The sequence below is a fragment of the Myxococcales bacterium genome (assembly GCA_022563535.1).
Taxonomy (GTDB): Bacteria; Myxococcota_A; UBA9160; order UBA9160; family UBA4427; genus DUBZ01.
This window is the reverse complement of record JADFNE010000091.1, coordinates 1-11,801: the sequence shown is the minus strand read 5'-3', so window position 1 is coordinate 11,801 and position 11,801 is coordinate 1. Positions and strand designations below refer to the sequence as shown.

Genomic DNA, 11,801 nt, shown 5'->3' with positions numbered 1-11,801 from the left:
ATCCCCATGATTGCTTTTGCTCGCGCTGTAGTCGCCGACCCATGCCCCAAGGTCTTCGCGGTACCGCTCGTGGCCCAGCCCAATCTGCATGTTCAACTGATAGCGCCGGGATACCACTCCGCGGCAGGTTTGCGTGCATTACTGCCAGTTGTCCATGTCGTCCTGCTCGAAGGTACCCGAGACGCTGAAACTCCGTAAACTAGCAAGACGCATGGCTTCTTCCATGTCGGAGGACGCCGCCCTGTCCCCGTAGGCCCACAACCATATCTCCGTCTTCTCCGGTCCCCTGGGGTGCGAGACCCGGAAGGTGTGTGCCGAAGCGCGATTCAACGAGAAATTGGGGAATACCGTGCCGAGGATTGGGTTTATGCAACCGATTCGAGGACCGAGCCGCCCCTGTGCCTCCAGTTGGATCTCCTACTCATAGGCCAGGATCTCCGGCACTGGGGTGTCGGCGGCGGCTCTTATGGGGTGGTGCGGTCTATTTCTATTTTTTCGAATCTTTGGATCATATCGTCGAGGATTGGGGCGAGATCAATGTCCGGGCGTTCGATGATGGGTGGGCGTTCGGAGGTCTTGGGTTTGATGGATGGGGGGACCTCTGGGTACTCGGTGGGCTTGGGGCGCTCGCGGTGTTTCGTGGGTCTGGGGCGATCCATGTTGCGTTGGGGTTGGGGGCGATCGACGACCTGTAGTCCCTCGACGCGCAGGCGTCCTTGGGGATTGCGATACCCCGACACTCGCAGTCGCTGACCCCGATCTGCCTTCTTTGACGCCCGTTCGAAGCTCGGCCGGTCGAGTTCGATGCCGTGCATCCATAGTGCGGAGCTGCCAGGTCGTCGCGTCGCGTAACCTTCAATCGATAGCCGCTCGAGGCCGGGTGCGAGCAGCGGGGTGGTGGAGACTGCGGACACGATCAGGCTCGAAGATTCGCGATTCCAGCCACCGGTGATGCGGATAAACTGCCCGGCCTGGATCGCTGCTCGGCTGCCATCTGCCGGGTCTTGATGGTGCCGCGGGAGTCGAATTCCCCCTACCTCCAAGTCGCCATGCGCAGAAGTTTTGGTGATTCCCGAAACACTATCGGGCCAGTACTTGGGAGCCAGGACGATCCGCGTCGCCACGACACTGCCATCGCTCTGTCGCAACCCGCTCACCGTAATGCGCGAACCGAGTACAAGTCCATGGCTGGCTTGCGAAAAGTCGTCGGGTGCCATCACGCGCTGGCCCATCACGCTCAAGCGCTTTTGGACGTAGTCGATACTCGTGACGGGGCCCGTCAATGCGCTGTGGATCGAGAGCGAGGTGGCGTCGAGTACAGCACCCTGCCCCACGGCGTGGACTGCCACGACTTGTCCGATGGCCAGCGCTGCGCTGGTCGATTCCCTGCCATCGACCAGCACGGGAGTTGCTTCGTCGTAGCGGATCCTCAGACCGTTGACGCAGATGCTGCCGAATCCGGTGATGGTGCCGAAAACACCGGTTCCCCCGATGCCACTCTCGTCGCCTCCGCTGTAACCGGTTCCGCCGATTCCGCTCTCGTCGTCTCCCGAGAGCCCAGTGCCTGAAAGTCCAGCATCGGATCGAGCGAGGTATTGCTCGGGTTTGCTTTCGTGCGGGATCGCACACGGGTTCTGGGCCCACGCGATGGCGGGGGAGAGGAACAACAACTGTGCCAGAACGAGCAACTCAATCCGCATACGTCTTGTCTCCGCGCCGCGCTCGGAAAGCAAAGATGCCGAGGCGCATGCGATGCACCGCATCCGTGGCGTTGCGATCGCGCTCTTGCAACGCCATCGCCCTTTTGTTGACGGCGTGAAGCGCCTGCATGCCGCGCTCTTCGGAGAGTTCCAACAATTCGACCACGGACGCATCGGTGAGTCCGCTGTAAAAGACGCTGCGTTCCAACATGGGTGGCTCGTTGTCCGCCAGATTGTGCGCCCCGACCGCGATGTGATCGTGGAGCGTATGGCCCAGCGAATGGGCCTTCTCTTCGAAGCTCCGGCTCGGGATGAACGCGTCGCTGTTGAGCACCACTCGGTCGCCATCGGTAAGCGTCACGACCCCGAGCCTACGCCATTCGTCGAGCACCGAGCGCGGTCGAATATCCTGGCTGACCGACGAGACCAGATCGTCGAAACTGGTTTCTCCGGCTATCGCTTTGCGGGGCAGTGCTCGGGGATGCCCGTGATCGTCCTGAAACTCGCGAAGGTCCGTCCAACGCGCCACGATCAGAGCACCGAGGGAAACCGACTTGGGCCGACTCGGCGGGGCAACGTCGTCGGATTGTTCGCGCAGTCGCCGCACATCTTTGCGGTGAATCCCGGTCAAGAGGTTGATGCGGCTATCGGTGAGGCGTTTGCCCTCGAGGGCGAATTCGTCGCTCGCGACTTCGATGTACAGCTGCTTGAGAAGCCCCGTCAGAATCGGGAAAGTCACCTGGCGCGAGAGCAGGAGATGCACCAGTGGCCGCAACAACATGCGGGCGGCTGCTAGGAGACGCGCCGAGGGGGCCGCCAGATCGGATGGTTGGCTTTCGTCGGCTTTCATGTCGCCAACGAGCATCACATTTTGTGGGAAAAAACACCACATCAATCGACAATTCATTCAGATTCTTGAACACTATGCCCCGAGGGGGCGGCTAGGCGCCTTCAGGGCGACAGGAGCCGATAGCGGGAGCTTGAACGCACTCGGCCCCGCCGCAAGCGCGACGGGGCCGATTCATCTTCGAGCCAAAGACGGGGGCAAGCCCCGGGGTCTCGGCCTGGTGCGATCGTGCTTCAGTCTTGGCTGTCCGATCTAAATATCCGCCCTAAATATCCGCCCTAAATATCGTAGTAGAGCTCGAATTCGTGCGGGTGCGGTCGCAAGCGAACCGGTTCGCACTCTTCTTCGCGCTTGTAGTCGATCCAGGACCGAATCGCGTCGTCGGTGAAGACATCGCCCTTGAGCAGGAAGTCGTGATCCTCCTCGAGGCAGTCGAGCGCCTCCTCCAAACTTCCCGGCATCACTGCAATGCCCGCCCTCTCTTCGGCCGTGAGCGAATAGATGTTCTTGTCGAGCGGCTCGCCGGGAGAGGTCTTGTTCTCTACTCCGTCGAGGCCCGCCATCAACATCGCGCTGAAGGCCAGGTAGGGGTTGGCGGCCGGATCCGGATAGCGAACCTCAATGCGCTTTGCCTTCGGGCTGCTGCTGTACATCGGGATGCGACAGGATGCCGATCGGTTACGACTCGAGAGCGCCAGCGTTACCGGAGCCTCGTACCCGGGCACCAACCTCTTGTAGGAGTTGGTGGTCGGGTTGGTGAAGGCTGCGAGCGCCCGACTGTGAGCCAGAATCCCGCCCGTGTAGTGCAGACCCAGGTCGCTGAACCCGCCATAGCCGTCGCCGGCGAACAAGGGCTCGCCCTTCTTCCAGATCGACTGGTGGCAGTGCATCCCCGAACCGTTGCCTTCGAAGACGGGCTTGGGCATGAACGTCACACTCACGCCATTGGCCTTTGCAACGTTCTTGACCACGTACTTGTACTTGATCACCTGGTCGGCCATCGAACGCAGCGGGCCGAACTTCATGTCGATCTCGCACTGTCCGGCGGTCGCGACCTCGTGGTGCTGGGCTTCAATGATGATCCCGAGATCCTTCATGACCATGCACATTTCGCTGCGCAGGTCCTGCAGGGTGTCGTTCGGCGGAGTCGGAAAGTAGCCCTGCTGGGCGCGGGGCTTGTAGCCGAGGTTGCCGCCCGGCTCTTCTGCGCCGGAGTTCCAGGACGCTTCGGGCGAGTCGATGCTGTAGAAGCCGTGATCGGCGCCCGTGCTGAAGCGCACGTCGCTGAACACGAAGAACTCGGCCTCGGGGCCGAAGTAGGCCGTGTCGCCGATACCCGACTGTTTGAGGTAGTTCTCGGCCTTTTCCGCGATGTAGCGCGGATCGCGGGAATAACGCTCCCGGGTGATGGGGTCGACGATGTCGCAGAACATCACCAGCGTCTGGTGCTTGAAGAAGGGATCGATGAATGCGGTCGACGGATCCGGGATCATCAGCATGTCGCTCTCGTTGATCGCCTGCCAACCGCGGATCGAGGAACCATCAAAGCCCTGACCGTCTTCGAATACATCCTCGTCGATGAAATCGATTGGGAACGAGCAGTGCTGCCACGTGCCGGGCCAATCGGTGAACCGAAGATCGACCATGACAACGTCGTTCTTCTTGGCGAATGCAAGAACTTCTTTGGCGTTCATCAGTACTTCCTCATTTGAACGGCGATAACAAGTATCGCACGGGGAGTCATCTACGCCGCAAGAGGCGGCGTTTTTTCCTTCTACCTACCTGGCTACCAAGCTAAAAAACAACAGGCTTTCCGAAAATCTCGTCTCGCTTGCAAAAGGCTAGACCGCGTCTTTTCCTCGTTCCCCGGTTCGAATCCTGATGGATTCACCCAGCGGCAGTACGAAGATTTTCCCGTCACCAATTCTTCCTGTGTTCGCGGCCTCTATGATGGCTTCGACTGCCTTGTCCACCATCTCGTCCGTGAGCACGATCTCCAACTTGATCTTCGGCAAAAAATCCACGACGTACTCAGCGCCCCGATAGAGCTCCGTATGTCCCTTCTGCCGGCCAAATCCTTTGACTTCAGTGACCGTCAGACCCTGGACTCCAATCTGCTGGAGCGCCTCCTTGACCTCGTCGAGCTTGAAAGGCTTGATTATGGCTTCCACTTTTTTCATGGTGTTCCTCGGTCACGAATTCTGGTCGTCTGCGCCGAGCCCCGGTCGGAGTGCGTCGCAGCCTGCTCACATTATCACGTCTAACCGAAAGCGGGGCGCCCGCAAAACCGAACCCCGCTCGATCGCAACCGCGACCGCACGGGGTCATCCACGCTCATGCTTTCACACCGCTGAATCTACGTGCGCCCGTGTACTGCAATGGCCGTGCCTTTTTCTCAGGGCTGAACCGGCCAGCACGGCCTCGCCATTCGGGGCCGCGCCACGACCTGCACATCGAACGAGCAATGCATGCCCATTCTTCGTGCACCCTTGTCGAATCCGCGCCCATTTGGGTTCGAATCCAGTCGCACTGCGGGCACCTCTCACATCGAATTGTCGCCAAACCGCACAATTTACCCCCTCCGCTGGCCGTAACGCGGCAATTCGGGCCTTCCGTCAACTCGGGAACGGCTCTTGCATCGTTGGGTTGGCGTGACGGAACTCTTTGGACAGCAAGCGCTTTCAGCGCGAATCATCGATGACGACCACGCCGGCGAATCTCCAGACGGCTCGGTGATGGCACGCAGCCGCTCTTCGATCGATACAAAGGAGTTTCAGCGGTTTCTCGAACACGCCGTTCAACTCGGCAAAGGCAAGCCCCAATCTCTGAAATCGTGGATCGATTTCGCCGAAGCGTGGCAGATCACCCGGGCCCTGAAGCATTGCCGGGGAAATCGCTCAGCCGCTGCGCGCTCCCTCGGGATCGGTCGACGCACGCTCTACTCGAAGATGGACAAGCTCAGCATCACCGCGAGTTGGGACATCTAGCAGCCCGTTGAAGAACCCTGACCGCCGGTTCAGCGTGCGATCTTCCAAAGCCCGTGCTCGTCGGCGAACGCCAGCGTTCTGGGGCAGCGCTCCGCGGGCAACGAATCCCTGACCCGCGCGAGATGGCGCAGATCTTCGACGGTATCGAGATCGAAGCACCCGTCGGTCGTGCAGGTCGCGAGCCCCGAGCCTTCAGCGCGCTCGAGGGTGTCTCGCAGGACGTTTTCCGTGCTCATGGGATGATCGAAGATCTCTCGCGCCGGCCCCCGAAGTCCGATCGCACTGTATCCCCCATCCAGATCTGGCGAGACGGCGAGATCGGCGGTGTCGAGCGCTCGAATGAGCTGCGCGATGTCCCCCGACCCCAATGCGGGGCTGTCGCTCCCGCGCAACACAACCCGAGATGCCCCCATCGCCAGGGCACTCGAGACCTCGTGGGCCAGTCGCGCGCCAAGATCGGACCCCGACTGGGCGACGATGCGAAAGTTTTCTGGTGCGAACTCCGCCAGCGTTTTGATGGAATCTGCTGGGGTCACGGCCAGCACCCCGTCAAGGCCAAGCGCGGCACAGGCACGCGCGCTCTCCGCCAGTACATCTGCCAGCATCTCGCCGTAGAACGCCGCCGCGAGTTCGGGGCTGAGCGCGGGAGTCATGCGTGTCTTTACGCAGCCGGGTTGCGGATCCTTCGCAAACACCACGAGCACGTAGGGGCGGGTCGCGGGATGTTCGGAGCTCAACCGCGGATTCCGGACGAAGTCTCGGGCCCAAGCAGGGCGGTCGCGCGCTTTCGCTCGAGGGCCGACCACGCCGAGAAATTTCGTCGGATTGCTTCGTACTCTTCTTCGGTGTCGACGTCGATCGCGCAGCCTCCGATCTCGGTGATGACGAAGCGAAAGCGGCAATCCAGAAGCTTGCTCACACCCCATTCATTGGTCTTGAGCGTGACGCCATAGCGAATGATGCGCGCGAGTCGTTTCCATCCCTTGCGATCCGCAAAACCGCTCAGATGCATGATCAAATAAAAGAAGAGGATCGCAAAGCCTCCCTCGCGGAACAGCAAGATACTTCCGAGTCCCACCATGCTCCCGAACGCACGCATGTGCCGATAGCGATACATGTCCTGGATGAACTTGCGATTGAGTATTCGGGCCGGCTTTGCGAGATGCAGGTTGCTCTGCCGAACACGACCATCGCGCAGATTGAAGAACGCGATGTCGAGGCCCTCACCTTCGGGCCCCTCCTGACTGTTTTTTCGATAAGCGGCGACCGCCGCCTCGGTCACCAACCCGAGCGCGTAGTCACAGTCGAGTGCCATGCTCTTTTCGATGAAGTGCGAAATCTCCTGAGGAGACGCAAAGGGAAGGTCGCTCGACAGGTAAAGAGTCCGGAAATCGAGATCATCTCCCTCGGGCGTTCGGCCCTCGGGTCCCGCGCCGGGAAGTGCCCGCTTGAAAGTCCCCCAGGCATTCTCGTAGAGATTCGCGTGTTGGGCTGTGATGTGGAGAGGTTTTTGGATCATTTGTCGCAGCTTGGCGTCGGCGAATACGGCTTCGAGTCGGTCGCGATCACCCACGACCCATACTTCGTCGACCTCTGCGACGAATTGGAGGGTCAGTACAACCCGGGCGACCAGCGGCACGCCTTCAATTTCGAGATAAACCTTGCTCTGACCGTAGATCGCCCTCGCGGCACCGCGATCGCCTGCCATCACGATGGCTGGAATTCCCAAACCCGACCCTCTGCTCGTATTACTCTCTGTTTCTGGAAGATCAACCGTAGCGTAAGAGGGCTCGGATCCGCGCCTGCGCGCGCGCTCCCTGTCTCAATTGTTCCCGATGTCGGATATGCGATGCTGGGTGCATGTCGAGTGACCGCGATGAACCCGCGAGCCCAGGCAAATCGATGACTTCGGTCCGATCCAGCGCCACCCCGGACCCGAGCGTTCGGCTGTGGCTCGACGCACTCGCGTACTCGAGCATGCTGGCCGCCAGTGTGGCGGGAGCCCTGACGACAGCGGCGACTCTGGCGTTAGAGCTGCCGCTGCTGCCCTCGGTGATCGTTCTCGCAATCAGCGGCACGCTTGTGGTCTACAACATCGATCGTCTGCGCGACCTCGAATACGACCGGCCGCACGCACCCCGACGTAGCGCGTTCATCGATCGCCATCGCAAGCGACTCGGCCTGTTGATCATTCTTGCAGCCATGGTGAGCGGGATTTGTGCCCTGCAACTCGCGCCCGCCGCCTGGGGATTGTGCGCAGGAGTGCTCGCGCTCGGACTCATGCACCTTCGACTCAAACACATCCGAGGCATCAAGACGCTCTATCTCACCCTCGCCTGGCTCGCCGTTGTGCTGGGCCTGCCCCTGCTGGGTTCGGGTTCAACCGCCGCGGCTCCGTCGCTCTACTGGATCATCTTGATCATGGGATGCGCGATCGCCTCCAATCTATTGGCCTCGGACTTCGCTCGACGAATCCCGGACGAAAGTCGAAGGCGCATCGACGACCGCTCGCGCATCGGTTCCGCGATTGTGATTGCGGGTCTGGGGGTCGGGACGGCGCTGGTCGGCCCCGACGCGTTGCGGAGCCTCGTGTTCATTCCCCTGGCAGAGCTGTTGCTGCTGTGCCGTTTCCGTGAGGGAGAACATTACGCCCTGGTCGTGATCGATGGCGCGCTGTTCGCCGGAGCCTGCGGCGCGATCATGCTTCAGCTGTTCGCCTGAATTGCAAGCCGACTCTCCCGGGCGTTATCCAGGGAAAGCTCGAAACCACCCGATGCTCCGGCAACATGATCCAGCAGAGAATATAGAAAGAGGCTCGCGCCGATCATCTCCATGGACTCCTCGACCCAATCGATCAGTCCGTAGATCGCGTTGTGGGATCCGACCGTGTCCGTCCAAAAGCCGAGCCCGAACTCGACCCCCAGAGCACCGCCCACGTAGATCGAACCCGCCAGCACAAACCGATTGCGCGTGCGGCGCGGAAGCTGGCGTAGAAATCCGAGACACGAGATTCCGATGATTGCAACGATTACGGCGGCGGGAATCACCCAACCAAAGTACAGAATGCCGCCGAACTGGAACCACGCGTTGGCCTTCTCGTGAATCTGCACAAACTCGTCCAGCGAGATGTACAAAAAGGCCAGTGCCAGGAACCACCAGTGCTTCGTGTAGCTTTCCTTGAGCGCGCTGCTCCGCAGTGCGTTCAAGACCAACAGGCAGGCGCACGAAAAAAGCACGATTGACGAGAACCACGTCGGTAGATTGTGCTCCCAGCTCAGGCTGAAGAAGCGTATCCAGGCGCTGCGATCTCTTCGATTGGATAAGAGTTCGGGGTTGTCGTTCGCCTCCGCCCAGAAGCCCGCCGCCATCAGCAGGGCCAGCAGCGCAACTAGTACCCGTCGAACAGTCTGAAGCGAGATCTCGATTCGTACCACCGCACTACACCTCCTTCCGACGCACGGACCAGATGAAACCGTCGTACCAGAAGTGCATGATCGATACTGTGAGGGTTACGGCCCAGAGCCACTCGATATCGGCATCGAAGGCCTCGACCCAATACCCGTAGGCGCCCGTGACACACAGAAGCATCGCGATGGATGCCGGCTTGGCGATGCGCGGGTTTCGCACCCCCGCCAGTCGGCGCAAGGTCGTCTTCTCCGAACTCCAGACGAGACCAAAGTATTGAATGGCATGGAACAAGTTCATGATGAGGAAGGCTTCGCCCCAGCTGTTGAAGCCCCAGGTGTAGATTGAACAGAATCCCGTCGTGGTCAGTAGAAAGACCTTTGCCAGCGAGATCTGATAGCCGCGCTGCCAGAGCCTCCAGTACGAAAACAGGTAGTAGACGAGATACCCGCTGCCCAGGATCAACAACCCCCAGGTGAAATAGTGTTGATGCGTCTCCATCAAGCCGGGAATCTGGGGCAGGAATACGGAGTCGACGTCTTCGAAGTATTCGAACCTGTTGAAGTGAGCCAACATCGTGGCGCCCGCCACGATCGGGCCCGCGTAGAGGAGCTGATTCAGGACCAGATCGAGCCTGCGTCCAACCGAGGGATCGTTGCCCGCACGGGCGTCGTAGATGCGCCCGAAACCGAAGGTCTGCATACCGGAGTGGTAGACATCCCAGAAGGTCGTCAGCACCGCGACCGACACCAGCAACCAACTCGAACACACCATCGCCAGATAGAGCAGCACGGGAGCCAGAACAAAGCGGGCGGGAAATTTGCGAAAGACGTTTTTGTTTGCGTGGCTGCGGAAAAAGACCGCGAAGATGTGCGCGTGGATCACCACTCCGATCATCACGCACGACAACGTTTCGCTCTGTCCCCAGAAATCGATCTCGCCGTCGGCGAAGTTTGTTCCGGAGATCAGTACCCCGACCGCAAGGGAAGCCAAGGGTGGCAACAAGAAGAAGCACCAGTCATAGGCAGGGCCTACGATGTAGCGAATCGCAGGAATCCTGCGGGCTTGTGGTGGCGCGAGCGCGAATTCCGCTACTCCCATCCGACCTGCTACGACTTGCCCTTGGATTTGCCTGCACCTTTGCCCTTGCTACTGCTCTTGCCCTTTGATTTGCCTTTGCCTTTGCCGGAGCTCTTGCCTTTGCCTTCGCCCTTGCCTTTGCCCTTACCAGAGCTCTTGCCTTTGCCCTTACCAGAGCCGTCGTCGCCACCGCCGCCGTCATCACCCCCGCCACCACCACCACCACTGCCCTCGCCCGATGGGGTAGTTCCATCGGATGCGTGTTCAACCTGGGTCGTGGATTTATTCACGTCGTCTGAGATGATCACGATCTCGGAGGCTTGAACCTTGCGATCGGCGGAGGCCACCGGCCCGCCAAGTGCCAAACCGATCGTGAACAATGCCGCGACCAGCGCAACCCAAAGTCGTCTACTCGAATGAGCCTTCATTTGATCTCCTTGCGGTTTCAGCCGCGATTACGACGTTTCACTCGCCCAGTGGCATCGGAACACGACCGCCAAACCTGAGGACTCAGATTTGGAAAAACGTATAAATATTGGCTACTTACGAGAATATCCGCACACCGGTTATGGGAAGGTGTCGAAGGCCCACCATTCGGTCGCCATGGTGTCGTCGCGGATGATCGGGGCGTCACGGGTACGTGCGAGAATCGCTTCCCGCCCCTCCCAGGTCGGCTCGCCCCGCCAACGCTCCCGGTTCAGCATTTGCTCGATTTCGTCGGCGCCTACATCCGAATTCAAGACCGGCAGACCGTCAATGGTCCAGGAGCCGAGACGATCGCCCCAACGTTCGCGGTTGATCTCGATCGGCGAGTCGCTGACGATCAACATGTTTTGATATCGCCACGCGAACGGAAAAATCGACGCTCCGGTCCGTTGAGACGCCGTAGAGGAGGTCGTGTTGTAGTAGACCACGCCCCCTTCTCGCAGACGGGAACGCGTCAGTTCCAGATATTCCTGGGAGAGAAGCAGGGTCGCGTGGGAGCGCCAATAGACGATCGTGTTCTGGATGATGACATCATATTTCTGATCGGTTCGATTGAGAAACCGCCTTCCGTCATCGACCACCATGTCAACCTTCGAATGCTCGAGTGCGCTGACAACTTCGGGGCTGCGACGCACGACCTCGACGTAACCGGGGTTGAGTTCGACCACCGTAATGTTTTTGACGTCTGGGTAGTTCGCCAGCACCTGCAGCCAGGAACCACTCCCCAGTCCAATCATCAAAATGTTCGCCGGGCGTTCGTGAAACGCTGAAACCAGATAAGCGCGCAATACTCGATTGACGTCGCGAGCAGGGTCGGGGTCGGTGTTGAAGACTCCATCGTAGGAGCCATTGCCGTACACCGTGCCCGATGGGCTAACGGAAACTACGCCGCTCTTGTTCTCTACGATTTGCGCAAAGCCTTTGCTTGGCGACAAGTCCCCGCGATAGAGGAGCTTCTCGTAGACGCGATCGTAAAGGTCATGGGAGGAGAGAAAAATCTGAGCTGCGATTAGCGTCAGAGCTGCGACGGTCGTGACTCGACGAAACCCTCGGGCGGGAGCGGCGAGGATCAATGCTCCGGAGACGAAAATCCCGAGGATGGCCAGCAGGACCGACAATTCGCGCAGGGTCAGGATATCGAGCAGAAAGAAACCGGTCGCCAGGCTTCCGGCGGTCGAGCCCACGATGTTGCCAACATACAAATACGAGAGCCGGGCACCCGCCCGGCGATCGGGTGGGATGGCGTAGTGAGCGGTGAGGGGAAGGCTCGTACCAAACAGCGCCGCCACCGCTCCG

At 60.0% G+C, this 11,801-nt stretch carries 13 protein-coding genes; 2 read left to right on the top strand and 11 right to left on the bottom strand.

Annotated features, from left to right (window positions below; translation table 11 throughout):
• Nucleotides 1-138: 138 nt before the first annotated feature.
• The 5 genes from IH881_18475 to IH881_18455 all read right to left on the bottom strand — a co-directional run bounded on the left by IH881_18475 (nt 139) and on the right by IH881_18455 (nt 4,727).
• On the bottom strand, nt 139-330 hold the full coding sequence (locus IH881_18475) for a hypothetical protein (GenBank protein MCH7869685.1): 192 nt from the start codon (nt 328-330) through the stop codon (nt 139-141).
• A gap of 134 nt (nt 331-464) precedes the next feature.
• Entirely contained in the window at nt 465-1,700 is a 1,236-nt protein-coding gene (locus IH881_18470) for a hypothetical protein (GenBank protein MCH7869684.1), read from the bottom strand.
• Nucleotides 1,690-2,592: a hypothetical protein gene (locus IH881_18465; GenBank protein ID MCH7869683.1), complete on the bottom strand. Its 903-nt coding sequence runs from the start codon at nt 2,590-2,592 to the stop codon at nt 1,690-1,692. The genes IH881_18470 and IH881_18465 overlap by 11 nt, the downstream gene beginning before the upstream one ends.
• A 233-nt stretch (nt 2,593-2,825) precedes the next feature.
• Nucleotides 2,826-4,241, bottom strand: a complete 1,416-nt coding sequence (gene glnA / locus IH881_18460; protein ID MCH7869682.1) for a type I glutamate--ammonia ligase — start codon at nt 4,239-4,241, stop codon at nt 2,826-2,828.
• Nucleotides 4,242-4,388: 147 nt separating this feature from the next.
• Nucleotides 4,389-4,727: a P-II family nitrogen regulator gene (locus IH881_18455; protein ID MCH7869681.1), complete on the bottom strand. Its 339-nt coding sequence runs from the start codon at nt 4,725-4,727 to the stop codon at nt 4,389-4,391.
• A 555-nt stretch (nt 4,728-5,282) separates the two neighbouring features.
• Between IH881_18455 and IH881_18450 the strand changes: the two genes are divergently transcribed.
• Nucleotides 5,283-5,534: a hypothetical protein gene (locus tag IH881_18450; protein ID MCH7869680.1), complete on the top strand. Its 252-nt coding sequence runs from the start codon at nt 5,283-5,285 to the stop codon at nt 5,532-5,534.
• 29 nt (nt 5,535-5,563) lie between these two features.
• Here IH881_18450 and IH881_18445 read toward each other — a convergent pair whose 3' ends face one another.
• Both IH881_18445 and IH881_18440 read right to left on the bottom strand, forming a co-directional pair.
• Nucleotides 5,564-6,271: a TIGR04282 family arsenosugar biosynthesis glycosyltransferase gene (locus IH881_18445; protein MCH7869679.1), complete on the bottom strand. Its 708-nt coding sequence runs from the start codon at nt 6,269-6,271 to the stop codon at nt 5,564-5,566.
• Nucleotides 6,268-7,263, bottom strand: coding sequence for a nucleotidyltransferase family protein (locus tag IH881_18440; GenBank protein MCH7869678.1), 996 nt, complete (start codon nt 7,261-7,263; stop codon nt 6,268-6,270). The genes IH881_18445 and IH881_18440 overlap by 4 nt, the downstream gene beginning before the upstream one ends.
• A 131-nt stretch (nt 7,264-7,394) precedes the next feature.
• On the opposite strand from IH881_18440, the gene IH881_18435 reads away from it, so the two are divergent.
• Nucleotides 7,395-8,255, top strand: a complete 861-nt coding sequence (locus IH881_18435) for a hypothetical protein (protein ID MCH7869677.1) — start codon at nt 7,395-7,397, stop codon at nt 8,253-8,255.
• Here the strand turns inward: IH881_18435 and IH881_18430 are convergent.
• The 4 genes from IH881_18430 to IH881_18415 form a co-directional block, all read right to left on the bottom strand.
• Nucleotides 8,240-8,968 (bottom strand): hypothetical protein, encoded by a 729-nt coding sequence (locus IH881_18430; protein MCH7869676.1) that lies wholly within the window; start codon nt 8,966-8,968, stop codon nt 8,240-8,242. The two genes, IH881_18435 and IH881_18430, sit on opposite strands and share 16 nt — an antisense overlap.
• Nucleotides 8,969-8,972: 4 nt before the next feature.
• Nucleotides 8,973-10,040 carry a hypothetical protein gene (locus IH881_18425; GenBank protein MCH7869675.1) on the bottom strand — a complete coding sequence of 356 codons (1,068 nt, stop codon included), beginning with the start codon at nt 10,038-10,040 and terminating at the stop codon, nt 8,973-8,975.
• Between the two features lie 8 nt (nt 10,041-10,048).
• On the bottom strand, nt 10,049-10,447 hold the full coding sequence (locus tag IH881_18420) for a hypothetical protein (GenBank protein MCH7869674.1): 399 nt from the start codon (nt 10,445-10,447) through the stop codon (nt 10,049-10,051).
• Nucleotides 10,448-10,585: 138 nt separating this feature from the next.
• Nucleotides 10,586-11,801, bottom strand: a 1,216-nt coding sequence (locus IH881_18415) for a methyltransferase domain-containing protein (GenBank protein MCH7869673.1), incomplete at its 5' end; no start/stop codon positions are given.